Source organism: Desulfosporosinus fructosivorans (assembly GCF_004766045.1).
GTDB lineage: Bacteria > Bacillota > Desulfitobacteriia > Desulfitobacteriales > Desulfitobacteriaceae > Desulfosporosinus > Desulfosporosinus fructosivorans.
In genome coordinates, this window is sequence record NZ_SPQQ01000001.1 from 782,536 (window position 1) to 808,176 (window position 25,641).

Sequence of the window (25,641 nt, forward strand, 5' to 3'; positions counted from 1 at the left end):
ATGAACGAAACTGCTTTAATCATTTTTTCATTTTGCATGCAGGCTGCTATCGGGATAATGTTATGCATCACTCTTGGAAAACAGCTTTCCAAAGACAAACAATTTAAAAGGGCTGCGCTAACCTCTGCTGCCTTAAGTGTCATCAGTGTTTTAGCTTCTTTAGCTCACTTAGGCCAGCCTCTTTCTGCTTTGAACTCTCTCTCTAATCTTGGAAGCTCCTGGTTAAGCAGAGAAGTGCTGTTCAGCGGAATTTTTATGGGAATTGCTGTGTTGAATGCTCTACTCCAATATTTCAAATCAGATAATCAAAGTCTTAACACTGTTTTAAGATGGACTGGAAGCGTGGTTGGTTTGATCACTGTTTTCTCTATGGCCAAACTCTATACAGCTACTGCTGTTCCTGTCTGGCATGGAGTTAACACTTTCGTGGATTTTTATGCTACGACTATTGCTGTAGGGACTTTAATCTTTTTAGCTACTAGCCTGTTAGAGTTACAAAATGTCAATAAAAGAATCTTTGGGGCTATTGTTTTGGTTGTAGTAATCATCCAAGCATCCGTGGCAGTTCCTTACGCTATGGGCTTGGGTCTAAATGGTATGGCCGCCCAAGCCAGCGCTGAAATACTCAAAGGAATGAGTGTTGTCATCGGTCTTAAATGGTTGCTTATTCTAGGTGGAGCCGGGTTCCTTATGTGGCCGGTAACCCAGGAAGCCATAACAACTGAGACAAAATCTGTATCAGGTATGATTTACGTAGCGGTTGCTACCTTAATTTGCGGTCAATTTATTGGAAGATACATCTTCTATGCCGCGATGATAACCACGAACGTGGGATTGACTTAAGGTTCAACCTTTTAACTTTGCTTTCAATATCGGTATAAAGAATCCTGCTTTCTATTCCATTTCTAGAAAGCAGGATTCTTTTTTGTTGTTATGGGTGTGCGGTTTTCGTTTATCCCCCACTACATCGAGGGTGCATAATTACGTAGAATTAGAATGCCACTCCAAACTTATCCGCTCTATTTCGATAGTAACGGTAAATCCGAGTGTAGTAAATAAAACGAGCAAAAATCGCTTTCGCGTTTCTGCTCGTTTTATTTATACTAGTTAGAAAGTATAACTTTCAGTTACATACTTTCTGACCTAGCATAAGTGCAACTAAGGCGATCGTCGGCGCCTGAAGGCTTGGCGCTAGCCTTAGTTTTCTTTACTCTGGAAGTTCTTCGCTTGCCAGCAACCGCTCTAGAGTCTCCGTCTTAGGCGTAAGATATAATGTCCAATTTTGGTCGTATATCACCATTCCGGGCTTAGCGGAATTAGGTTTTTTAATCTGTTTGACATGTGTATAATCTACGGGAACTTGAGAGGAACCGCGCGCTTGGCTGTAATAGATCGCGAGAGCAGCTGCTTCCTCTAAGGTGGTGTCATCTGGGAATTCTTCCCCATCTTCGAGAGGGATTAGAACGTGAGAACCTGGAATGATTTTGACGTGGAGCCAAAGATCCGTCGGTTTTCCTTTGCGCATAGTCAACCAATCATTTTGAGCATTGTTTTTTCCGACATAGATGACTCGGCCTTGGCTTGATCGATAGACTCTTGGGTGAGGAACCTCCTTCGGAGCTTTCACTTTTGCTTTTGACTTTGTATTAAGGTAACCCTTTTTTGGTTTAGAAAACTGCTTTTTTACGTGTTTTCCAGCAACATACCCTTGGTCGACTAGCTCGACGTGGATTTCATCAAGCTCTGTTAGGGTGGACGCTTGGTCCAAACTAACCTGTAGTGATTCTAGGTATTTAACTTCCTCGAATGCAGCTTCTTTGAGAGGTTTTGTTTGGCGCAGTGTGGCCTTCGCTTTGTTGTAGCGTTTGTAATAGCGCTGGGCGTTGTCAATAGCGCTTATGTGAGGATTGAGAGGAATCGTTAAGGAAGAGAGGGAGGGGTCATAATAATCTTCCACAGTCACTTCAGTCAATCCTAGCGAAATATTATGGAGGTTTGCAGTCAGAAGTTCTCCCCATTTTTGATACGCAAGACCGGATTGAGCACTTATTTCGGCTTCCTTATATATTTTAAGCTTCTTGCTGAAATGGGCATGCTGTTCTTGAACGATTTTGCGTAGTGAACCGCGTTTTGACTCAAGGGTATTATTGCTGGATTTTGACTGATAAAAGCCCGTGATCGCGTCATTCAACGATGGCACATTTTCCATTCTCAATTCTTGGTATTGTTGAAAGGGGGTAAAGGTGAATGCGACTGGACGGGAGTGGAGTTCTGTTTTGTAATATAGACAGGGGTGAATGTCGAGAACGCCCTCAGGGTTGCTTAATCTACGATATGCCTGAAAAAGTCGTGAAAAATCAATATCCCCACATTGATGGAGGCTAATATCCAGCACTAATCCGGCTTGAATGACGATTTCTCGAGCCAATTCTGGGCTAATACCTGCAAAGCGAGCGAGAAGGACGTTCGTTATGGGTTGATCAAGGTCTTCCTCATAAAGTGCCTTTCGCCAAAGTTCTTCGTCCTCCATGGGAGGTCGTTTTCCTTGTGAGGGCGGTGCGAGATAAATCCGCCCAGGTAATACTTCCCGGTAGCGACTGAGGGCGTGAGAGTATCGTTTAAGACCGTCCAGAATCACGCCAGTGGTTGGCTCAACAAGGATGAGATTGCTGTGTTTTCCCATGATTTCCAAGTGTAGATGCAGGGTGACCAAATCACCACGTTCGTTGTAATTCTGAATGTCAAAGGTTATGACTCGTTCAAGCTCACTTTGATGCAGGCTGATAAGTTTTCCACCCTCAAGATGTTTGCGTAGAATCATACAAAACATTGGCGGGGAGGACGGGTTTTTTTTGTTTTCTTGGGTGAAGTGGAAGCGGGGGGAGGTTGCACTGGTACTGAGCAGCAGGCGCCTAGATCCCTGTTGCCTTAATAAGAAATGAATTTCATCCTTTTCAGGCTGAAAGATTTTATCGATACGTGCTCCAATAAGTTGTGGAGCTAGCTCGTTAACTAGATAGGCGAGGGTAACACCGTCTAAGGCCATGGAGGAACTCCTTTCGTTGTTTAAGTATCTTTTTAGTATAACACACTTGGTCGGACGAGGCATTTTTCAACGCCTTTAGGAATAAGCATGTACTACTAAAGGGACAAAGCCAATTGCGCTTATGCGCGATGCACGAAAAGGGGGAAAAAAGCATGCGGCAACAGGCATGGCATGTATTGCCTTGGCTTGATGTGGCCAAGGTCTTGGATGTACATCCGGGGAAAGGGTTGAGCGTTAAAGAGGTTCATCGTCGGTTATTAGAGGTCGGGAAAAATGTCCTAGTCGTTAAAAAGGGAGTTCACCCTGTTTTTCTGTTCCTAGGACAATTTAAAGATTTTATGGTATTGGTCTTACTGGCAGCCACAGTTGTATCGGGGCTTCTGGGCGAGATAGCGGATGCAGTCACGATTCTGGCTATTTTGATTATTAACGCGATTCTTGGTTTTGTCCAGGAGTATCGTGCGGAGCGTTCCATGGAATCTCTCCGCTCCCTCACAGCGCCAGAAGCGCGGGTCTTAAGAGAGGGCTTAGAGCAAAGAATTCCAGCTGCCGAGGTTGTGCCTGGGGATATTGTGCTTCTGGAAGCAGGGGATCGTATTCCGGCTGATGTAAGGTGGATTCAGGCAGTTAATATGCAAGTGGAAGAGTCTGCCCTCACTGGAGAATCTCATCCCGTTAATAAAAGTATCTTGCCACTACAAGAAGAACTCACGCCCATGGCAGATCGAAGGAACATGGGGTATATGGGAACCTCCGTAGTCAATGGTAGGGGAGCTGGCGTTGTTGTAGCGACCGGGATGGAAACGGAAATGGGTGTCATTGCCGGGATGATCCAAAGTGTGGAAGATGAAGAAACACCTTTGCAAAAGCGTTTAGCTGAACTTGGTAAATGGTTGGTTCTGATCAGCTTTATCGTCTGCACTGCGGTGGTGGTCACGGGAGTTTTAAGAGGAGAGGGCTTCTATAAGATGTTCTTCACCGGTGTGTCGTTGGCAGTGGCGGCAATTCCGGAAGGCTTACCAGCGATTGTCACTGTGGCCTTGGCGGTGGGGGTACAACGAATGGTTAAAAGGAAGGCCATCATAAGAAAACTTCCTGCCGTTGAAACCTTGGGGTGCGCGACGGTGATCTGTTCTGACAAGACGGGGACACTGACTCAGAATGAAATGACAGTGCGCCAAATATACTCAGATGGACGAAGAATCAGCGTTTCCGGGCAAGGGTATGATCCCAAAGGGGAGTTTCATGGCGCTGAACCGGAGAAAGAACGGGATCCTCTTAATGCAGCGTTGAAGATTGCAGCACTTTGCAACAATTCCAAGTTGACTAAGAAAGGGGTTCAAGTTGCAGGTCTCTTTAGATCTAAGGGGAATGATGCCCCTTGGGGCGTTGAGGGGGACCCAACTGAAGGGGCTATTCTGGTGGCTGCCGCTAAAGCAGGGATATGGCGAGAGGTTCTGGAACGCAAACAAGAGCGTATCGGAGAGTTACCCTTTGATTCGGACCGGAAGCGAATGAGTGTAGTCTATAAGACTAAGCAAGGGCGTATGGCCTATGTCAAAGGGGCACCGGATATGGTGCTGAAGCTTTGTCGACAGGAGTTGACAGCGAAAGGGATCGTGGAGCTGTCAGATGAACGTCGGCGACACATCCTGCGAGCTAATGATGAAATGGCGCGGCATGCTCTCCGTATCCTGGCAGTTGCTGAGAAACCGTTGTCAGAATCAGAACCATTGGATGAGCATGTCGAAGAAGGGTTGACGTTTGTCGGATTGTTAGGGATGATTGATCCTCCGCGACCCAGTGCTATCAAAGCGATAAAAATTTGTCGGCAGGCCGGTATCAAACCTGTCATGATTACGGGGGATCATCGCTTAACCGCCGAAGCCGTTGCTCATGAGTTGGGAATGTTTCGTGGATCAAAGAGCGGAGTTGTTACAGGTGAAGAACTTGAGACGATGTCTGAAAGGGATTTAGATGAGCGGGTTATGGATATTTCCGTTTATGCTCGCGTGACACCAAAAGATAAACTAAGAATTGTGCGGGCCTTTAAAAAACATGGGCAAGTGGTTGCTATGACAGGGGACGGAGTGAACGATGCTCCTGCTGTCAAGGAAGCTGATATTGGCGTGGCTATGGGCTTAACTGGAACGGATGTAACGAAAGAAGCTTCTGCTATGGTTTTGGGCGATGATAATTTTGCAACGATCGTGGCCGCCGTGGAAGAAGGACGTGGAATTTACGACAACATCCGGAAGTTTATTCGTTACTTGCTTTCCTGTAATTTAGGAGAAGTTCTAACTATGTTTTTGGCGACACTAGTGGGTCTACCACTTCCGTTGCTCCCTATTCAAATCCTCTGGGTTAATCTTGTCACAGACGGCCTGCCGGCGATGGCTTTAGGGGTAGACGGAGCGGAACCGGGCATCATGAATCGTTCGCCTAGGGCTCCGGGAGAGAGTATTTTCGCGCGAGGGTTGGCCAGCAAAATTGGGATTCGGGGGACGATGATCGGACTTGGAACACTTTTTGTGTTCGTAGCTGGCCTCTTTATGGGGGTGAACATGTTAGGAGCGCGCACAATGGCTTTTACGACTCTGGTGTTTTCGCAGTTGTTTCATGTCTTCGATTGCCGGTCTGAAGAACGAGGGATCTTCGAAGTGGGTCTATTCACGAATCCTTACCTAGTAGGCGCGGTGCTGATTTCCACGATTATGCAACTCAGCGTCATATATCTTCCTCCGTTACAGACTATCTTTAAGACTGTGCCCTTAGTTAGTTGGCAATGGATACTCATCCTGTGCATAGCGGGTGGACCTTCTGTACTAATAGGATTTGGGCGACTTATGAAGAACAGCTGGCAAGGTAAAACAGTCATAGCCAAGGGAAAGGTGTATTGATATTATCACGCTGGTGAAATGTTCACAGCTAGCTAATCGGCTAGCTTTTTTCTAAGCGGCAGGGTTAAGGGAATCGTAAGCAAAACGACGACTGCTATGATCATGACTGTGGCCTTTAAACCAATCGCATCACTAATTATTCCATATAGAAATGGAGATATTGAACCCGCGCCGATTGTTGCAGTGTAGAATATGGCAAAAGCCTGTTTTTGGTGGTTAACTGAAACTAATTCTGGAACACTGCCGTATAGTACCGATGATGTACCATTTAGAGCCAATCCTAGAAGGGGAGCAAGTACTAGCGCACCATAGAGAGGAAGAATAATTATACCGTAGATGCATAATGCTGTCAGGGACTCCGTTGTGATGATAGTTCGCAAGGCTCCCAGACGAGTAGCAAGAACGCCGCAAACAAATTTACCTGTAGCGCCCCCCGCAAAAACCAGAGTGAGAGCTAAGCCCACTAAGGTTATATCAGCGCCTTTGCCTTGTAGGAGAAAAGGGAAAAACATCAGAAACCCCATCCGGGTTGCACTATCAAACACGCCAATTGTCGAAAGCACCCAAAAGAGCTGATTTCCATTCCAACCTATAAACTGGCCGCCCTTTGGCGAAACTTCGGTATCCTCTCCTGTGGTACTAAGCTTTCCAAGATAATGAGTTTTCGAAGTAAAATAGAGAAAAATGGTAATAATTACTCCGAAAATGCCAAGTATGTGGCAAGCAGTCTGCCAATCAAATTGCGTAATTAGGAATGCCGCTGCGCTAGGAAGAAGCAGTTTGCCAAAGTCACCACTAACATTGTAGGTACTGAGCGCTATCCTCCGTTTTCTATTTTCTTGGTAGGCACTGGAGATAAGTGAAGATGATAATGGGTGTTGAACGCTTGACCCAAAGCCCCCAATCACCAATAGGCAACCAAGGAGTATGGGGGTTGTCCCCAATCCATAGAATATGACTGCAAAACTTGTCATGACCGTTCCAATCAATAGTAGCTTAAATTCTCCTACCCGATTCGCGAGCATTCCAGCTGGTATTTGAAAAAGAGCCATAGTACCAGAGAAAAGCGTTTTAAGAAATCCCACTTCAGCAAAGCTCAAACCAAATACTCCTTGCCAGATAGGAAAGAATACATAGAGCATATCGGTAAAGCCGTCATGAATAAGGTGAGCTAGTCTACCAGTAATGAGGGCCTTCTGTTGCCGATCATTTTGTTGAGTGTTAACGTCAATGGGTTTCTTACTGAGAGAGTCCAATTATATTCATCTCCTTTAGAGTGCAACCAATTAAGAAAGTTCGACATCGACTAGCTGAACCCTGCCATTTAAGAATTCCCTAATAAAAAACTAACAACTTTCTTTTGCGCCTCAAAACAACTGATATATAACTCAAAAATGATTCGATTTTTTAAGAAAAGAATTGTCTCAAAATATGAGCGAGCTGAAAGGCTTAGTTGATCAGTTTTGTGACGTATAATGTATATCTCTGTCCTTCCTCGTGTATACTTGGTTAAAAATGGTTGACCCACTTCATTTAGCGTAGTATTCTTTTAGAAAGTAATGCGTATGATGGAGATACGAGGGGGGGAAGCACAATGAAATTCATTAAAATGCATGGTCTAGGGAATGACTTTGTTTTCCTGGACCATTTTTCTATTGCGGCTGACGAGGATTACCCAGAGTTAGCCAAGAAGCTTTGCCATCGACAATTTGGTATAGGTGGGGACGGAATAATCGTAATTCTGCCTTCGCAAGTCGCGGATGCCCGGATGCGTATCATTAATTCAGACGGATCTGAACCTGAAATGTGTGGTAATGGCATCCGATGTTTCGCGAGATATGTTTATGATCAAGGAATTGTAACGCAGAACCCAATGCGTGTGGAGACTCTCGCTGGTGTTATGACAATTCAACTAACTATTAAAGAGGCCCAGGTTCAAGGGGTGCGGGTAGATATGGGAGAACCCATTTTGCGGGCAGACCTCATTCCAGTTTTGGGACAAGGGGAGCCTGTGGTGGGTAAGACCCTTGAAGTGCTCGGGGAAACGTTCCAATATACTGCCGTGTCTATGGGGAATCCGCACTGCATTATCTTTGTGAAAGATCTTGCCACACTGGATTTTGAGCGTCTTGGTCCGGCGATTGAAAAACATTCGTTATTTCCACGGAAGACTAATGTCGAGTTTATAGAAATTAATTCTGTTCAAGAGATGACCATGAAGGTTTGGGAACGGGGCGCTGGACCAACTCTAGCCTGTGGAACAGGTGCTTGTGCCTCTGCGGTCGCTGCTGTGCTCAATGAAAAAACAGAACGCACAGTGACTATTCATTTACCAGGTGGAGATTTATTTATTGAATGGGGATTAGATAATCACGTCTATATGACTGGCCCAGCCATGTATGTGTTTAAGGGCGAATGGCTAGAGAATTAAAGGCTCTGTGTGTTCGACCCAGGGACGGTGTGCGCTCGGGTGTTTTCAGACGTGGGCGGTTCGGTTCCAGACACGGGGACGGTTCTGTTGTCTAATTTTATGTTAGACAGGAGAACCGTCCCCATGTCTGAGAGAAGGAAGAACCGTCCCTGTGTCTGGAACAGATTTCTTCCTTCCGCCGCCGTCGCAAACGGTTGATAAGCATTTCAATAGGAATATACCTAACTAGGTTTTAGCTAATATTTCTAATTTGGTATAATATATTAGGAAGAAGTTTCTTAACTGCGTATAAAAGATAGTGTGATTTATCAAATAGGAGGTGAATAGCCTGGCTGATTGATTCGCTAGGTGGCATATGGCAAATAGCATGACTGGATTTGGGCGGGGTGAAGCAAGCGTAGGTGGTTATCAGTTTTCTATTGAGCTGAAATCTGTTAACCATAGGTTCCTAGAGATTATAGTAAGAGCCCCTCGTCATTTAATTGGTTTTGAGGAACAAATACGTAAATCATTACAAGGGAGATTCCAACGTGGTCGGATTGAAGTACATGTTAATGTGGTGGAAACTGAAGGAATGACGAGATTGGTGAAGGTTGACAAAGATTTAGCACTGTCGTATGATAAGACATTGAAGGATCTCGCTCTAACCCTAAATACAGCGTATGAAACGGATATTTACCATTTAGTCGCTTTTCCGGACGTTCTTTCGGTTGAGGATCCTGAGCTTGCTCTTGATACTTTATGGGGAGCGTGCGCTGAGGCCCTTAGTAGGGCTACCGATAGTTTTGGGCAGATGCGCAGTATTGAAGGAGAAAAACTAACAACCGATCTACTACTTAGACTTGATCTCATTACGAAGTATCTTGCACTGATCGCTGAGCGCGCGCCCTCTGTTGTGACAGATTATCAAGAACGTTTGCAGGAACGCATTCAGACGCTTATGGGCGAGGTGGAATTGGATGAGACTCGACTGGTGAACGAAGTGGCTTATTTTGCGGATCGCGCATCGATTGCGGAAGAGTTAGTTCGCTTTGACAGCCATTTAGCTCAAGGGCGTGATGCGTTGAGGAGCAACGACTCGGTGGGACGCAGACTTGATTTTTTGGTTCAGGAGATGAACCGAGAAATTAATACCATCGGTTCAAAAGCTAATGATTTAACAATTGGGCAACAGGTAGTTAGTGTGAAAAGCGAATTGGAAAAAGTGCGCGAGCAAATCCAGAATCTAGAGTAATGGAGGATTCATCTTGGACATTAAGCTCATTAACATCGGCTTTGGCAATATCGTATCTGCCAACCGAATTATATCGATCGTGAGCCCTGAATCAGCTCCGATTAAACGTATCATTCAAGAAGCGCGGGATGCGGGTATGCTCATCGATGCGACTTATGGCCGACGGACACGCGCCGTGATTATCTGTGATAGCCATCATGTGATTCTATCTGCAGTCCAACCTGAAACAGTGGCTAATCGACTTTCAACAAAAGAGTCCAATAACCACGTAGAAGATCCGGCAGACTAGGGGTGTAGTGTGGAAATAAATCATGGACTGTTAATTGTTTTATCTGGTCCTTCTGGTGCAGGTAAAGGGACGATTTGTCAAGAACTTTTACGCCAAATGCCCAACCTGAGATATTCCGTCTCATCAACGACGAGGTGTCCACGTCCAGGTGAAGTGGATGGAGTCCATTATCATTTTCGTCCGCGGCAAGAATTTGAGGCCATGCTCGCCAGTGACGAATTGTTAGAGTGGGCGGAGTTTTGTGATAATTATTATGGAACACCACGATTTGCTGTTGAGCAAGCGATACAGGCAGGACTTGACGTTATCCTTGAGATTGAAATTCAAGGGGCGTTACAAATCAAAAAGCGATTCCCTCAAGGGGTTTTTACCTTTATTGTACCTCCTTCCTTGGATGTGCTCTCCGAACGTATTCACAAACGAGGAACTGAGACTGAGGAAGTCATTCAGAAACGCTTAGCTAAGGCTGTTCAAGAACTGGAATATGTGAGTGAGTATGATTACGTAGTTGTTAATGATGAAGTTCCAGTGGCTGTCGATAAACTAAAGAGTATCTTAGTAGCCGAAAGATGTCGGGTTAAACGAAAACCGTTTGTTTTTAAGGGGGAGTTTATTAATGAAACAACCTTCACTTGATTTGCTAATGCGTAAAGTGGATAGTAAGTACACATTGGTCGTAGTTGTAGCCAAGCGGGCTCGAACAATCATGGAAGAAGCAAAGCACGAGGATTTAGCTAAGGGTGTGAAACCAGTCAGTATTTCTCTTGAGGAGATTTCTCATTCCAAATTCACCTATGAATGTACCCCGGAAGAAATTGAGTAATGTTAACAGAACGAAAAATCCTCGTTGGAGTTACTGGTGGAATTGCAGCTTATAAAGCAGCTGAAGTTGTTAGGCAGCTACGTAAGCTGCATGCAGAAGTACATGTCGCTATGACAAAGTCTGCAACCGAATTTATTACGCCACTTACCCTGCAGAGTCTTTCGTCGAACCCAGTGTATGTAGATCTCTTTGAAGAGCCTAAACTTTGGAATGTAGAGCATATCGCCTTGGCGGAGCACGTTGATGCTGTCATTTTGGCTCCTGCTACGGCCAATATATTGGCAAAAATGGCGATGGGGTTAGCGGATGATTTTCTTTCGACGGTTCTTTTAGCGACTCGTGCACCGATTTTTGTGGCACCGGCCATGAATCATGCGATGTATCATCATCCTGCGACACAAGCCAATTTAGCACTCCTCAAGGATCGCGGGATCCACGTCATCGGCCCTGACACAGGCTTTCAAGCGTGTGGAACCAAGGGGGACGGTCGTATGAGCGAACCAGTGGAGATCGTTGAATCTGTGGCTCGGTCTTTTGCTGGCTTGAATTGGCTACAAGGAAAAAAAGCCCTAGTGACTGCAGGGGGAACCCAAGAACCGCTTGATCCAGTTCGTTATCTCGGTAACAGGAGTTCTGGTCGGATGGGGTATGCTATTGCACAAGCGCTGCAGGAAGCTGGTGCAGAAACCATTCTAGTCAGTGCCCCAACGGATTTACCAACTCCGCATGGAGTGACCAAGATATCAGTGCAGACCGCCCTCGAGATGTACGATGTAGTCTTGGGGTTATTTCCAGAAATAGATGTTGTCATTAAGGCGGCAGCGGTTGCGGACTATCGCCCTGCGGTTGAGGCAGAACAAAAGATTAAAAAAACCGGGACAAGTCGTACACTTGAGTTGGTCCCGAATCCAGATATATTAGCTGAGCTTGGGCGAATGAAAACGTCCCAGGTTCTTATTGGGTTTGCAGCTGAGACGGAGAACCTCATGGAAAACGCCCAGCATAAAATGCAGAAGAAGAACGTAAATCTACTAGTAGCCAATGATGTTACCAAACCAGGTGCTGGTTTTGGCTGCCCAACCAACATTGTTAGTTTTCTCTTCCCTGACGGAAGAAGAATAGATCTCCCTCAGATGAGCAAACTTGAGGTCGCACGGCATCTCGTTCGTGAGATTGCTAAGCTCCTCGGTATTCAAACAAAGGAGTGAACTAAATGGGTAAAAAGTTATTTACATCTGAGTCTGTGACCGAAGGGCATCCGGATAAGATCTGTGATCAAATCTCAGACGCAATTTTGGATGCAATTTATGAGTTAGATCCGAATGCTCGAGTGGCCTGTGAAACGACCGTAACGACTGGCTTGGTCCTAGTCAGCGGTGAGATCACGACCACGTGCTATGTGGATATTCCTCATGTTGTGCGGGAGACCGTCCGTTCAGTTGGGTATACACGGGCCAAATATGGCTTTGACGCCGATACGTGCGCAGTTTTAACCTCGATTGGAGAACAATCTGCAGATATCGCGTTGGGTGTGAATCGGGCGTTAGAATCAAAAACTGGCGAAATGACCGATAGTGACATTGAAGCGATCGGGGCCGGTGACCAAGGTATGATGTTCGGCTATGCAACGAATGAAAGCGAAAGCTACATGCCGACTCCCATTGATTTAGCACACCGCTTGGCACGTAAACTCAGTGAAATGCGTAAATCGGATTTTTTAAGCTACCTGCGTCCAGATGGTAAAACTCAGGTTACCGTGGAATATGAGGATAATAAACCAATTCGAGTGGATACAGTGGTTATCTCTACACAGCATCATCCAGATGTTACTCAGGACCAAATCCGACGTGATTTACTTCAGTATGTAGTGTATCCAACCATTCCCAGAGAACTTTTAGATGAAGATACTAAGTATTTCATTAATCCAACGGGCCGTTTTGTCATCGGTGGCCCCCAGGGAGATTGCGGTCTTACGGGACGCAAAATTATAGTAGACACATATGGCGGGATGGCTCGCCATGGCGGCGGTGCATTCTCAGGCAAGGACCCCACAAAAGTTGACCGTTCAGGTGCTTATGCGGCACGTTATGTTGCTAAAAATGTTGTTGCTGCGGGGTTAGCAGACCGTTGCGAGATTCAAATAGCTTATGCCATTGGGGTAGCCCGCCCGGTATCCGTTTCAATTGAGACTTTCGGAACGGGAAAGATTGCCGATGATAAGATCACTGAATTTATCTTGCAATCGTTTGATCTTCGTCCAGCAGGCATCATTAAGGCTTTGGACCTTCGTCGACCGATTTACCGGCAAACAGCGACTTATGGGCATTTCGGAAGAACCGACCTTAATCTGCCCTGGGAAAAAACTGATAAAGCAGAGGGCTTGCGTAAACTTGCAGGACTGTAAATATAGTAATTAGAGCGTTAAAAAGGGGCTTGTAACAAAACTCGTTTCTCAGTTTGTTACAAGCCCCTTTCTGTTCGTAAATTTCATCTCAGTTAAACGAGTTCATTTGATATTTGAAGGTTATTTCTACTCCTAGTTGAATAGTCTTTTTAGAGATTTCGTCTCCATCTTGCAACAATATTAAGTTTTGTTCGCCCTTTGAGCGGATGTTCCCTCAAAAGTGTCCTGCCAAAGTAGACAAAGTAGTGGTATGATATACAAAACTGTAGTATATTAGATCATATAATTACGGCATTGATGTAATGTGTTATAGGAATAGTTATTAATCTCTAGACAAATTTTTTGTAAAAGTAGGGGATAGGTAATGGGCATAACAGATAAAGTACCAGTAGGAACTTATCGTACAGAACAAGAATGGTTGAAGGGTCTTCGCGAAACGGTAGAGCGTGTCTTGCCAATTCCCTACTATCGAGAACGTTTCGGAGCAGTAGGAATAAGCCAAGCTGAAGATGTTCAATCTCTTCAAGACTTCCAGCGGATTCCCTTAACGACAAAAGAGGATTTACGTAAGAATTATCCGTTTGGGCTTTTTGCCGAACCTATGGAAAACATTGTTCGTCTTCATGCATCCTCAGGAACAACGGGTAAGCCAACTGTCGTAGGCTATACAAGTAACGATATTGAGCTCTGGGCAAAGATCGTAGCCAAGGAGCTTGAGCGATTAGGTGTAACCAAGAAGGACGTTGTTCAAATCGCTTACGGATATGGTTTGTTTACAGGGGGGATGGGGCTACACTATGGCTGTGAAGAGCTTGGTGCCATAGTCGTTCCCATATCTGGAGGAAATACTGCGCGACAATTGATGCTGATGCGAGATTTTGGTACGACTGTGTTGGCGTGTACGCCCTCCTATGCCTTATACCTAGCAGAAAGTCTTGAAGAATCAGGAATATCACGAGACGAACTAAAGTTAAAGTTTGGGATTTTCGGTGCAGAACCTTGGTCAGATGGCATGAGGGAACAAATCGAAGCTCGTCTTGGTATTAAAGCGTTTGATATTTATGGGCTTAGCGAAACTATGGGACCGGGGGTTGCCTTAGAGTGTCTGGCTCAACAGGGATTACATATTGACGATCATTTTTATCCGGAAATTTTGGACGCAGAAGGAAATCCTTTACCTGTTGGCGAACGAGGAGAGTTAGTGATCACTAGTTTGGACAAAGAGGGCTTCCCAGTTTTGCGCTACCGAACTAAAGACCTGACCTCCTTACAATATGGTACGTGTTCCTGCGGACATGTCGGCTGGACCATGGAACGCGTCTCGGCTAGGGTAGATGATATGTTAATCATTCGAGGGGTTAATGTCTTTCCGAGTCAAGTTGAAGAGGCGATTCTGTCTTTGGGTGGTTTTGAACCACATTATCTGCTAGTCGTTTACCGTGAGGGTAGCTTGGATCAACTAGAAGTTCAAGTGGAAGTCAATGAAACTAGTTTCTTTGATGAAGTACGAGAATTGGAAGGACGTCAAGAACGTCTCAAGAAAAGTATTGAAGATATTCTAGGCATCTCCGTTCGTATTCGTCTGGTAGAACCAAAAAGTATACCACGAAGTGAAGGCAAGGCCGTTCGGGTCATTGATAAACGCCGCTAGGGGAGGGTATTAAAATGTTACAATTATCAATCTTTCTGGAAAATGCAAAAGGACGATTGGCTGAGGTGATAAGTCTTCTCGCCGAACTTAATGTGAATTTGCGGGCCCTATCATTGGCGGATACCAAGGATTATGGGGTATTACGAATAATTGTGGATGAACCTGAAGTAACTACAGAGAAATTACGTGAACGAAAAGTTGTAGTCTCCTTAACTCCTGTATGGGTACTTAAGGTTCCAGATCGCGCTGGAGGACTAGCAGAAGTACTCAACCAACTCGTCAAAAAGGATGTTGTCGTGGAGTATATGTATGCTTTTGTAGAGAAAGAGAATCAACAGGCCCAGGTTGTCCTTAGAGTTCAGGACAAAGCTATTATGGAGAAGGCGATGAAAGAGATTAATTTGCCCTTAAAGTAGGGGCGGGTTCTCGACATACGTTCACGGTCATGCGTTCGTCGTTCAAAACTAGGGCTATAGACCCTTGTTGCAAGTGGCAGAATGCCCGGACAATTATTAATTGGAATGCAAAAGAGCCTTTCGTTTAGTGACGAAAGGCTCTTTTGCAAATTAGACTTCATAATTCCATCTTCGAAGTGCAAAAAGACGGTATTAGTTTTCTTTTACTTATTATTATTTTGTTTCCCTACACTTAAATTATTGACGGGCTCAGGTTGTCCTTTGAGTACAAGGTTCAAGGTAATCCCGACGATGGTTGCCCAGGCTACTCCGTGTTCAGGCAAACCAATACCTAGGGCGAAAATGACGGAAGCAATGATGAGGTTTTTGGTATCTGAGAAATCTACTTTAGCTTCGATCAGAGTGCGTAAACCTGTCGTACCAATCATCCCGAAGAGGAGGATGGTGACCCCACCCATAACCGCAGTGGGAATGGACATGATCGCGGCTTGTAAAGGGTTAATCATACTAAAGATAATTGCAAGAATTGCAGCAACCCATATGTTGAAGGTGCTATATACTTTTGTTACGGCAAGTACCCCTATGTTCTCACCGTAGGTAGTAACAGGAGGTCCTCCTAGGAAACTGGCTACGGCTGTGGCCAGACCATTGCCGAGGAGGACTCTATGAAAGCCTGGGTTTTTAATTGGATCGGAATGGGTAATATTTCCTAAGACAATCATATGTCCTAAATCTTCGATGATGGTAACCAAGGCAAGTGGAGCCATTACTAAAATCGCTACTTTATCGAGGCTAGGAAGTTGAAAACCGCTTCCTAGTACGACTGGAAAGACAAACAGCTGATCGAAGGAGGCATAAAATGCCTTTAGATCGACAATGCCCATGACAGTTGCGACGATATACCCGGCAATGATAGCTATTAGAATGGGGATGATCTTGAGAAAGCCTTTAGCATACACCGATAGTAAAGCTGCAACGGCTAATGTAAAAGCGGCAATCGGCCAGTTTCCTGAGGCCATACTAATTGCCACTGGGGTTAAGCTTAAACCTATGATAGCAACGACTGGACCGGCAACGATGGGCGGCACTATTTTGTGAATCCAGTTGGTCCCAAAGACAGCCATGAGAAGATAGAGTATGATATACACGACACCGACAGCTAAAACTCCACCCATAGCTCCAGAATGATTATTATTTGTCTGAACAAAGGTGGTTAAGGCAGCGATGTAGGCAAACGATGAACCGAGATAAGCAGGAACACGACTTTTAGTTAGTAAAAGGAATATTATCGTGCCAATCCCTGAAGAAAGTAGTGCGACTGATGGGCTGAGCCCCGTTAAAAAAGGAACAAGAACTGTTGCGCCAAACATGGCAAAGACGTGCTGCAAACCGAGAGGGATCGCTTGGGTTAAGGGAAGTCTTTCGTGAATTTGAACTTCAGTTGACATGGTATTCCTCCTCTTTTATACAAAAAACCTCTTCCCTGCCCGCAAGCAAGAAAGAGGTGTCCATGTTGAAATCATGGTCGCCATTCCCTTCTTAGTCTCACGGGACTAATTTAAAGGTTCAAGGATTTAACTTTGTAGATCATATCATAATTCATTCTATTTTGACAAGGGGTTATATAAGAAAGGCTAAAAGGCCTCTTGCTCGCAACAATTTCGACTTTGATTATTTATGATAGAAGTAATGTGATAAAATATAATGCGAGCATGGTTTTGATATACTGATGAGTGACCTATATAATCACTTTATTTACTTTAATTAGGAAATTTTCGCTGTAAGGAGGCGTCGTATGTTTCGTTATGCTGAAGTACTGATTGATGTAGCAAATCGGCGCCTTGATCAAAGTTATCATTATCTTATTCCAGAAAATCTTGACTTGAAGATAGGGATGCGGGTTCTTGTTACCCTTCAGAGCCGCAAGGTTCAGGGGCTTGTTGTGAACTTGACGAATGATTTACCAGAGGAACTGGCGTCTGTGAATATCAAACCGGTATTAGAGAGGGTGGGCAAGGATAGCCTTGTTCCTCCCGATCTGATTGAGCTCGCCCATTGGTTAGCGCAAACGACCATCTGTTCAATTGCTCAAAGCTTACATACGGTTTGGCCACTTTTCAAGGGAAAAGTGGAAGAGTGGGTTATTCCTCTGGCATCCCTTAAAGACTCGGATGTTCAGACCTTACAGTGGCTTGATCCGGATGCCTTCCGGGCGATTAGTGTACTTAACCGAGCACGAAGTAAGGGGATTTCGCTTAATACTTTTATCAAACGAGCGGATATTTCGGGGACGACGATCGAGAAGCTTATCCAACAAGGGTGGGCGAAAAAGGAAACAAGATTTGTATCGCTAGGGGAAGGGTCTGTGAAGAAAGAATCCCTAGGCGGTAGACCTTTAAAGCCTAAGATTTTAACTGGTAGAACCTACGAATTAACCGGGGAGCAAACGATTGTGGTGAATAGCGTGTCGGTTGCGCTAGAGGAAGGTTCGTCCCAAACTATTTTGTTGCATGGTGTGACGGGGAGCGGAAAAACGGATGTTTATCGTGAGTTGATAGCGCATGTACTGGATCAAGGCGGAGATGCAATTCTTCTCGTACCAGAAATTTCCCTGACATCTCAAGTCGCCCAGTATTTTGAAACACAATTTGGTGACCAGGTAATTGTTTTGCACTCTGGCTTACGACCGAGGGAAAAAATGAAAGCCTGGGAGGATATTCTGGCAGGTCATAAGCGGATCGTCATTGGGGCCCGTTCCGCAGTATTTGCACCTCTATTGAATTTGCGCCTCATCATATTAGATGAGGAACATGATGGCGCGTATAAACAAGATGAGAACCCTAAATACCATGCGAGAGATGTCGCTCGCAAACGTATGGAACAGTTAAAGGGCGTTGTCTTGCTGGGGAGTGCGACGCCATCCTTGGAGGCCTATGCTGCAGCACAATCGGGTAAAATTAGGCTGCTCACGATGACTAAGCGGATAGGAGAAAGCACCCTGCCCCCAGTTGAGATTGTGGATATGCGAGAAGAACTTATACAAGGGAACCGCAGTATGTTTTCTCTTCTGTTGCAACAAAAGCTGAGGGAAAGGATAGAGCGAGGCGAGCAATCTATGCTTTTTTTGAATCGCAGAGGGTATTCTACATTTGTTGCTTGTCGAGAATGTGGTTATGTGGTCAGCTGCCCTAATTGCGATATAACCCTGACATATCATAGCCAAGGACAGGCTATGCGCTGTCATTATTGTAACCACAAAGAACTTCCTCCTCTTACTTGTCCGAAATGTGCTAGCCGATATATTCGATTTTTTGGTCAGGGCACACAGCGAGTAGAAGAAGAATTGCAGGGCTTACTTCCAGAGGCGTCCATATTACGATTGGACTTTGATACCACCCGCTCGGGAGACGCTCATCGCACCATCTTGGAAAGCTTTCGTCGTCAAGAAGCGTCTATCTTGGTAGGAACTCAGATGATGGCCAAAGGACTTGATTTTCCAAATGTCACATTGGTTGGAGTCATTGCTGCAGATCAGACACTCAATATGCCGGATTTTAGGGCTAGAGAACGAACGTTTCAACTATTAACTCAGGTCGCAGGTCGAGCGGGGCGGAGCACAAAACCGGGTGAGGTTGTAATTCAGACCTATTCTCCATCAGATGGTGCAATTATGCGGGCTGCTCAGCATGATTTCCTGGGTTTTTTCTGGGAAGAAATACGCTATCGAAAAGAACGAAAATATCCACCGTATACCCATATTGTTCGTGTCTTGTTGCTTCATGAGAAAGAGGACCGAGTCATAAAAGGAGCCAACGAATTGGGGGCTTGTCTAATTCAAGGAATGAAGGACCTAAAATATGGAAATAATGAAATAGATATTCTGGGGCCGGCACCAGCTGTATTAACCAAACTTAAGAATCAATGGCGCTGGCAAATATCTGTCAAAGGGAGGCGTCTTGATATACTCAGGGCGTTTTTACATCAGGGGGTCCAACATTTTAGTAAGGGTCCAGCTAGTAGTGGAGTTGTCTTGAACATCGAAGTTGATCCACTTTCGAGCTAAAGATCGTTTTTAAGTAAGAAATTTTGGAAATCTTGAGCTGTATGTGTCCTCGACGTAGGGGCTAGTCATAGGATACAATAATATTCAAGCACGATACGCGATATTCGAAACAGAGACAAGGACTTCATGTTCGAGTATCGGGCTTCGAGTTTAATTTGAAGGGAGTAAAAGGCAATGGCTGTATATAAGATTGTAGAAATCGGTGCAGAGGTATTACGTGAAAAGGCAAAAGAGGTAAAAGAGGTTAATTCGACCATTATAAAACTCTTAGATAACATGATAGATACATTGGATGTCGCCGATGGTGTGGGGTTAGCTGCTCCTCAAATTGGGGTCTCCAAGCGAGTTGTCATCGTAAAGGTGAGCGATGTGCTGGTAGAGCTCATCAATCCGGTTATTGTGGAAAAAGAGGGAGAGAACAGTGCTGAAGAAGGGTGCCTTAGCATTCCAAATGTTACAGGGGATGTGCTGCGGGCCGCTAAAGTACGTGTTCAGGGGTTAAATCGCCAAGGGGAACTGTTGGACATTCAAGCAGATAAATTGTTGGCTCGTGCATTGCAACATGAAATTGATCACCTAGAGGGGATACTATTTGTCGATGTGGCCAAGAAAACATATCGAAGTTAAGTTGGGGTGCAGGTCGGATCGCTGGGAGGAGCGCTGTTCTGCACACGTCTGCGAGTTACGCCGCTGACAAGCTAGACGGTTCGCAAGCACGCCAAAACCTCTGGGGAGGAGCGCTGTTCTGCACGCGTCTGCGAGTTGCGCCGCTGACAAGCTAGACAGTTCGCGAGCGCGCCAAAACCTCTGGACAGAATGCATGTGAACCATTGGCGCGCTACGGGGCGCGAACTGTCGGCGCTTGTCTGGACCGCGGCTCCACTTACGCATCCGCTTAGCAGAAAAGCGCTCCTCGGGCTGGGGTTACGGGTTACGAAGAACGGAGAACGGATAGAACGGATAGAACGGATAGAACGGATAGAACGGATAGAACGGATAGAACGGATAGAACGGATAGAACGATAGAACGATAGAACGATAGTAAGACTGAATTGCGAGCAGAGAGGGGGGTTAAGTATGCGTTTAGTTTTTATGGGTACGCCGGATTTTGCTGTGCCTTCTTTACGGGCTTTGGTTGAGGGTGGTTATGATGTGGTTGGGGTCTTTACTCAACCGGATAGACCGGCTGGTAGAGGGAAAAAGTTAAAACCAAGTCCCGTTAAAATAGCTGCAGAGGAACTTGGCTTAGCTGTTTTTCAACCTGAAAGGATAAAAACACCAGAAGGAATCGAACAGCTCAGGTCCTTAGCCCCGGAGTGCATAATTGTTGTTGCTTACGGACAAATTTTATCACGGGAAATTTTGCAGTTGCCTTCAAAAGGGTGTATCAATGTACATGCTTCTTTGCTTCCTTCATACCGTGGGGCAGCGCCTATTCATTGGGCTGTTATGAGGGGGGAAACCCGCACTGGAGTGACCACCATGTTGATGGATGAAGGTTTGGATACAGGTGACATGTTGCTGAAACGTGAAGTGCTAATTTCTAAGGAAGCAACTACGGGAGAGATCCATGATGAGTTAGCTTCGGTAGGTGGAGAACTCCTCATAGTCACGTTAAAGGAGTTGGAAATGGGGAGCTTAAAGGCAACGCCACAAACTGGAACATCAAATTATGCTCCCCTTCTGAAACGTGAACATGAACATATAGATTGGTCAGGTAAGGCGGCTGAATTGCATGATCAAATTCGGGGGTTAAACCCTTGGCCAGGAGCGTTTGCGACCTTTCGGGGAGAAAACCTTAAAATCTGGCGGAGCACTCCTTACGTACTATCAGACAAGGACTTAGAGACGGAACTGTTTTCGAAGAAGCTGGCACCTGATCCAGGTCAGATTCTACAGGTGCTTGAGGATAGTTTAGTAGTTCAGACAGGGGATGGAGTCCTTCGGATTCTGGAAGTCCAACCAGCGGGGAAACGTGCCATGCCTGCCAGGGATTTCTTCAATGGCAGACATGGTCAGGTAGGAGAAAAGTTAGGGTAAGGCGCGATGCTCGAGGCAATAAGTAGGCAATTCATGAAATGCCCTACAAGGATTGTCATTTGGAGGCAAAACCGGAACGGCGAGTATACGTTCGCCTCGAGTTCGACTTAAACCTCACTGCTTTGAGTTTGAGTCTTATTTATTTGCTGAAACGGAAACGGAGGTCATATTATGATTTTTTGGGACAACACAATGGTTCTTTTAATTCCAGCTATATTACTTTCTATGTATGCACAGTTCAAAATCTCCTCGTCTTATAAACGTTATTCTAAAATCCGTTCACAGTCAGGGCTTTCGGGAGCACAGGCTGCACGAGCGCTCTTGAATAGAAACGGGCTATACGATGTTCGGGTCGAACAGATTGGAGGAAGGCTTTCCGATCATTACGATCCGCATACCCGGATCATTAGCCTTAGTCAAGACGTCTATCAGGGAAGCTCGCTTTCTTCTTTGGCAGTAGCTGCCCATGAAACGGGGCATGCACTTCAACACGCTTCAGGGTATGTTCCAATGACACTGAGGTCGTCCTTTGTCCCAGTTGCGAACCTCGGTAGCGGGGCTGGCCCGATCTTGATCATGCTGGGGTTGTTCATTCCGAGTTATGGGTGGCTTCTTGAGTTCGGTATTTTAGCCTTTTCGTTTGCTGTACTCTTTCAAATTATTACGCTTCCTGTGGAATACAACGCAAGTAACAGAGCATTAGTGCTTTTACAGGAGGGTAATATGCTGGGAAGTGAAGAAATAAGAGGGGCACGCTCTGTGCTAAACGCAGCAGCTTTAACCTATGTGGCAGCGGCGTTAGCTGCGGTACTTACATTAGCACGCTTTATCTTGATTTCTCGAGGTAGAAGCAATGATTAAAGAGACAGCCCGAGGAATGGCGGTTCATATGCTGACGCGCGTTGAGACACAAGGAGCTTACGCGAATCTTTTGCTCCAGAAAAATATTATCAGATTAACGGATTCTAGAGATCGTCAATTTGTGACGTTGTTGGTGAATGGTACGCTCAAACACCGGTTAACTCTCGATTACGCATTACGGTTGCACTTAAGTAAACCAATGTCTTCGCTTCCCCACGAAGTGCGGGCTATATTGCGTATCGGCGCTTTTCAATTGCTTTATGTTGATAAAGTACCTTCCGCAGTTGCGGTCAATGAAAGTGTGGAATTGGCAAAAGCATACCCCAAATTTACGGGACTAGTAAACGGCGTCTTGCGCAAGGTTATGGATAAGGCGTGGGATTTTCCTTGGCCGGATGTGAAACGTGAAACCGTGCGCTATCTTTCTGTGCGCTATTCTCACCCCGAATGGATGATTCAACGCTGGCTTAAACGATGGGGCGTGGAGGAAACGGGGGCTTTGTGCCGAGCCAATGACGAGCCCGCTCACACGTGGATTCGTACGAATACCTTAAAGATCTCACGCGAAGAATTAATGGATCGTCTAACTCAGGAAGGCGTTACAGTTGAACCAGGAACCCGGATTCCGGAAAGCATGAGGATTCAACATTTTGGAGCTATCGATCGGTTGGGGAGTTTTCAAGAAGGACTGTTTACAGTTCAAGATGAAAGCTCACAACTTGTTGCCCATATAGTAGCGCCTAAACCAGGACAACGTGTCCTGGATGCTTGCAGTGCTCCTGGCGGGAAAACGACGCATCTGGCTCAGATGATGCAGGATGAGGGAGAAATCCAGGCATTTGACATTCATGAGCAAAAACTCGAACTAATTAATCAGTCAGCCCAAAGACTAGGGATTACGATTATCCACCCTCAATTGGGAGATGCTCGGGATTTGCCTGGAGTAAAACTCGGCTCTCAGCAGCGTGTATTGGTTGATGCTCCTTGTTCTGGATTGGGCGTTCTTCGACGGAGAGCGGATCTGCGTTGGCAGAAAGAGGAGAAAGACCTTAAAGGTTTGCCTTTACTTCAGCTTGCCATCTTGGAACGGGCTGCGTCTTGCGTTGAAGTGGGGGGAGATTTAATTTACTCGACCTGTACAATCGAACCCGAAGAGAATTTTGAATTGGTAAAGACATTTCGCTCAACTCATCCAGAGTTCGAACCGGTTAACTTGGTGGAAGACTTGCCCTTTGACCTTGAGGATCCGAGAGATATTCAACAAGCGAGTAAAGGCATGCTTCAACTTTTACCACATCGCCATAACATGGACGGATTTTTCTTAGCAAAATTTCGTCGTACCAGTCAGTAAAGTATAACTTGCAGTTGTATACTTTCTGAAGGATCTTTTCTCGCAATCACGGCGTACAAGTCGTTCATGGCGGTGCTACTAACATCAAACGTTCTATTTGAGTCATGCTTACAGGGACATTTACAGGGATATTTGTCCCTCCGTGGACAGTGCATAAGTGCAACTAGGAGACTGCCGGCGCCTGAAGGCTTGGACGCTAAGCAAGTTTTCTTCATAAGGAAGTTTAACTGGAATGAATTGGGTGAATAATAAGTATTATGGTAAATATTGAGCTTCGTGGGTGTTCAGAGGATGAATTAATCAAAATTTGTAAGGAAATTGGGTTAAAAAGGTTTCGTGCAATCCAATTATTTCAATGGGTACAACAAAAGGCGGTGCGTACTTGGGAGGAAATGAAAAATATTGGAGAGCGTGATCGGCAAACTTTGCGTTCTCGCTTAAGTCTTTATCCGTTAGAAAAGGTTCGAGAACAACGTTCCAAGGACGGCACTCGCAAGTATCTATTCCGCCTTGAAGACAGTGAAACGATTGAGTGTGTGTTAATGGATTATGCGCGGACTAGCTCGAGGGACCGTCATACAGTTTGTGTCTCTACTCAAGTCGGATGTGCGGTGGGGTGCGCCTTTTGTGCTACAGGTTTAGAAGGGTTTCGGAGAAACCTCAGTGTCGGAGAAATTGTCGGTCAAGTGTTGGATATCACTCATCTTGTCCGTCAGGAAGATCCAGATTTCCAGGTGACCAACATTGTCTTTATGGGTATGGGGGAACCCCTTCTGAATTATGATCAGGTGCTGCAGGCAATTCAACTTTTGAACCAAGCACAGGGGCTAAATATTGGCATGAGGCGGATGACTATTTCAACCTGTGGGGTCGTGCCTCAGATTATTCAACTGGCTAAAGATAACCCCCAAGTGGGTCTTGCGGTCTCTCTTCATGCATCTCAGGACGAAGTGAGGAATAAGTTGATCCCGATGAACCGCCGCTATCCACTTACCCAGCTTATGGAGGCCTGCCAAGAGTACACACAAATCACGCATCGTCGCATTACGTTCGAGGTAGCTTTGACGGCTGAGAATGCGAAACGTGAGGAAGCTGAGGCCCTTGCCAAGTTACTTAAAGGACAGTTTGGATATGTAAATTTAATCCCAGTGAATCCTGTGGCGGGAACTGGAATGGAGCGACCCAAGCCAGAGCTCATAAGAAGGTTTGCCCAGGTGTTAGAAGATGCTGGAATTTCTGTTTCATCACGTGAAGAACGGGGAGCGGATATTGACGCAGCGTGCGGTCAACTTCGCCGACAGTGGGAGGGGTGAGTAATAATGAGCCTATTGGCCCGATTTGAAGGAATGGCCGAATTTCTCTTTACCGGAGCTTTCAAAAAAGGCGCTGCCCGCCTTCAACCTGTGGAAATTGCTAAAGAACTTGTGAAGGCGATGCTTAAAAATAAGCAGGTCAGCATTTCGCAGGTTTATGTACCGAATATTTATCGGGTTTATCTCCATTCTAGTGATTGGGGGCCTTTGGCTAGTTTTGGGGATGTGTTTCTTATAGAACTTTCGAAGTATTTATTTGCGGAAGCGACTCGGAATGGATATACGTTTTTAAGCAAACCGGCCATTGAATTGCATTCGGATGAGACGGTTAATCCCCGAGAAATGGTTGTTGAAGTTGATTTTGATGACTCTATTGACGTACACTGGGGTGATGAGGAAGAAGCGGAGACCGTGGATGAACCTGATTGGCGGGAGAGTACAACCATCTTTAAAGAAAGTGTTAAGCCAAAATTATCAGATCAGGGTCTTGAAGGAAGGAATCCAGAGTACTTTATCGAAATTAAAGAAGGACCAGATATTGGTCAGAAGTTTTTGCTGAAGGATGAGGAGGTTTTCATAGGTCGCCATGGACAATGTGAGTTGGTACTCCATGATCCTGAGGTTTCGCGGCGGCATCTGAAGCTTTCGACAGGGGAGAACGGTTGGTGGTTGGACGATTTAGGAAGTACTAATGGTTCATTTGTTAATGGACAAAGAATTACGCAGCATACTGTTGCTCCTGGAGACCGGATTCAAATTGGACAAAGTGTACTGGTGATACAAAGAGCGCCTCTGGGGTGAATTTAAACTGGAAAGCTT

At 45.4% G+C, this 25,641-nt stretch carries 22 protein-coding genes; 19 read left to right on the forward strand and 3 right to left on the reverse strand.

From position 1 onward, the window contains the following. Positions 1–843, forward strand: coding sequence for a dimethyl sulfoxide reductase anchor subunit family protein (locus E4K67_RS03795; RefSeq protein ID WP_135545039.1), 843 nt, complete (start codon positions 1–3; stop codon positions 841–843). Positions 844–1,207: 364 nt separating this feature from the next. On the opposite strand, the gene E4K67_RS03800 is transcribed toward E4K67_RS03795, so the two are convergent. Continuing rightward, entirely contained in the window at positions 1,208–3,046 is a 1,839-nt protein-coding gene (locus E4K67_RS03800) for an Rqc2 family fibronectin-binding protein (protein ID WP_135545040.1), read from the reverse strand. Positions 3,047–3,198: 152 nt separating this feature from the next. Between E4K67_RS03800 and E4K67_RS03805 the strand changes: the two genes are divergently transcribed. Continuing rightward, positions 3,199–5,946 carry a calcium-transporting P-type ATPase, PMR1-type gene (locus E4K67_RS03805; protein ID WP_135545041.1) on the forward strand — a complete coding sequence of 916 codons (2,748 nt, stop codon included), beginning with the start codon at positions 3,199–3,201 and terminating at the stop codon, positions 5,944–5,946. Positions 5,947–5,978: 32 nt separating this feature from the next. Here the strand turns inward: E4K67_RS03805 and E4K67_RS03810 are convergent, their stop codons facing one another. Further along, the gene (locus E4K67_RS03810; protein WP_199242448.1) at positions 5,979–7,202 is read right to left on the reverse strand and encodes an MFS transporter; all 1,224 of its coding nucleotides are present in this window, start codon (positions 7,200–7,202) and stop codon (positions 5,979–5,981) included. Positions 7,203–7,540: 338 nt separating this feature from the next. Here E4K67_RS03810 and dapF point away from each other — a divergent pair, with 338 nt between their 5' ends. The 9 genes from dapF (at position 7,541) to E4K67_RS03855 (ending at position 15,194) form a co-directional block, all read left to right on the forward strand. Further along, positions 7,541–8,377 (forward strand): diaminopimelate epimerase, encoded by an 837-nt coding sequence (dapF, locus tag E4K67_RS03815; RefSeq protein WP_135545042.1) that lies wholly within the window; start codon positions 7,541–7,543, stop codon positions 8,375–8,377. A gap of 355 nt (positions 8,378–8,732) precedes the next feature. Continuing rightward, positions 8,733–9,611 (forward strand): YicC/YloC family endoribonuclease, encoded by an 879-nt coding sequence (locus E4K67_RS03820; protein WP_135545043.1) that lies wholly within the window; start codon positions 8,733–8,735, stop codon positions 9,609–9,611. A 13-nt stretch (positions 9,612–9,624) separates the two neighbouring features. Then, positions 9,625–9,900, forward strand: a complete 276-nt coding sequence (gene remA, locus E4K67_RS03825) for an extracellular matrix/biofilm regulator RemA (RefSeq protein WP_135545044.1) — start codon at positions 9,625–9,627, stop codon at positions 9,898–9,900. A 9-nt stretch (positions 9,901–9,909) separates the two neighbouring features. Beyond that, positions 9,910–10,536, forward strand: a complete 627-nt coding sequence (gmk, locus tag E4K67_RS03830; protein ID WP_135545045.1) for a guanylate kinase — start codon at positions 9,910–9,912, stop codon at positions 10,534–10,536. Continuing rightward, positions 10,517–10,723: a DNA-directed RNA polymerase subunit omega gene (rpoZ, locus tag E4K67_RS03835; protein WP_135545046.1), complete on the forward strand. Its 207-nt coding sequence runs from the start codon at positions 10,517–10,519 to the stop codon at positions 10,721–10,723. The genes gmk and rpoZ overlap by 20 nt, the downstream gene beginning before the upstream one ends. Beyond that, positions 10,723–11,931, forward strand: coding sequence for a bifunctional phosphopantothenoylcysteine decarboxylase/phosphopantothenate--cysteine ligase CoaBC (gene coaBC / locus E4K67_RS03840; protein WP_135545047.1), 1,209 nt, complete (start codon positions 10,723–10,725; stop codon positions 11,929–11,931). The genes rpoZ and coaBC overlap by 1 nt, the downstream gene beginning before the upstream one ends. A 5-nt stretch (positions 11,932–11,936) precedes the next feature. Further along, positions 11,937–13,127 carry a methionine adenosyltransferase gene (metK, locus tag E4K67_RS03845; RefSeq protein ID WP_135545048.1) on the forward strand — a complete coding sequence of 397 codons (1,191 nt, stop codon included), beginning with the start codon at positions 11,937–11,939 and terminating at the stop codon, positions 13,125–13,127. A 364-nt stretch (positions 13,128–13,491) separates the two neighbouring features. Next, the gene (locus tag E4K67_RS03850) at positions 13,492–14,778 is read left to right on the forward strand and encodes a phenylacetate--CoA ligase family protein (RefSeq protein ID WP_135545049.1); all 1,287 of its coding nucleotides are present in this window, start codon (positions 13,492–13,494) and stop codon (positions 14,776–14,778) included. 14 nt (positions 14,779–14,792) lie between these two features. Beyond that, entirely contained in the window at positions 14,793–15,194 is a 402-nt protein-coding gene (locus E4K67_RS03855) for an ACT domain-containing protein (protein ID WP_135545050.1), read from the forward strand. 203 nt (positions 15,195–15,397) lie between these two features. On the opposite strand, the gene E4K67_RS03860 is transcribed toward E4K67_RS03855, so the two are convergent. After that, complete coding sequence (locus tag E4K67_RS03860) at positions 15,398–16,642, reverse strand: solute carrier family 23 protein (RefSeq protein ID WP_135545051.1); 1,245 nt, start codon at positions 16,640–16,642, stop codon at positions 15,398–15,400. A gap of 347 nt (positions 16,643–16,989) precedes the next feature. On the opposite strand from E4K67_RS03860, the gene priA reads away from it, so the two are divergent. The 8 genes from priA (at position 16,990) to E4K67_RS03900 (ending at position 25,623) form a co-directional block, all read left to right on the forward strand. Further along, positions 16,990–19,257, forward strand: coding sequence for a replication restart helicase PriA (gene priA / locus E4K67_RS03865; protein ID WP_135545052.1), 2,268 nt, complete (start codon positions 16,990–16,992; stop codon positions 19,255–19,257). A 174-nt stretch (positions 19,258–19,431) separates the two neighbouring features. Then, entirely contained in the window at positions 19,432–19,884 is a 453-nt protein-coding gene (def, locus tag E4K67_RS03870) for a peptide deformylase (RefSeq protein WP_135545053.1), read from the forward strand. 195 nt (positions 19,885–20,079) lie between these two features. Beyond that, positions 20,080–20,283 carry a hypothetical protein gene (locus E4K67_RS03875; RefSeq protein WP_135545054.1) on the forward strand — a complete coding sequence of 68 codons (204 nt, stop codon included), beginning with the start codon at positions 20,080–20,082 and terminating at the stop codon, positions 20,281–20,283. Between the two features lie 51 nt (positions 20,284–20,334). After that, entirely contained in the window at positions 20,335–21,297 is a 963-nt protein-coding gene (fmt, locus tag E4K67_RS03880) for a methionyl-tRNA formyltransferase (RefSeq protein WP_135545055.1), read from the forward strand. 171 nt (positions 21,298–21,468) lie between these two features. Beyond that, on the forward strand, positions 21,469–22,158 hold the full coding sequence (locus tag E4K67_RS03885; protein ID WP_135545056.1) for a zinc metallopeptidase: 690 nt from the start codon (positions 21,469–21,471) through the stop codon (positions 22,156–22,158). Further along, a complete protein-coding gene (gene rsmB / locus E4K67_RS03890) occupies positions 22,151–23,509 on the forward strand; it encodes a 16S rRNA (cytosine(967)-C(5))-methyltransferase RsmB (RefSeq protein WP_135545057.1) in 1,359 nt (452 codons plus the stop codon). The genes E4K67_RS03885 and rsmB overlap by 8 nt, the downstream gene beginning before the upstream one ends. Before the next feature lie 248 nt (positions 23,510–23,757). Then, complete coding sequence (gene rlmN, locus E4K67_RS03895; protein ID WP_135545058.1) at positions 23,758–24,822, forward strand: dual-specificity RNA methyltransferase RlmN; 1,065 nt, start codon at positions 23,758–23,760, stop codon at positions 24,820–24,822. Between the two features lie 6 nt (positions 24,823–24,828). Next, the gene (locus E4K67_RS03900; RefSeq protein WP_135545059.1) at positions 24,829–25,623 is read left to right on the forward strand and encodes an FhaA domain-containing protein; all 795 of its coding nucleotides are present in this window, start codon (positions 24,829–24,831) and stop codon (positions 25,621–25,623) included. Positions 25,624–25,641 lie beyond the last annotated feature (18 nt).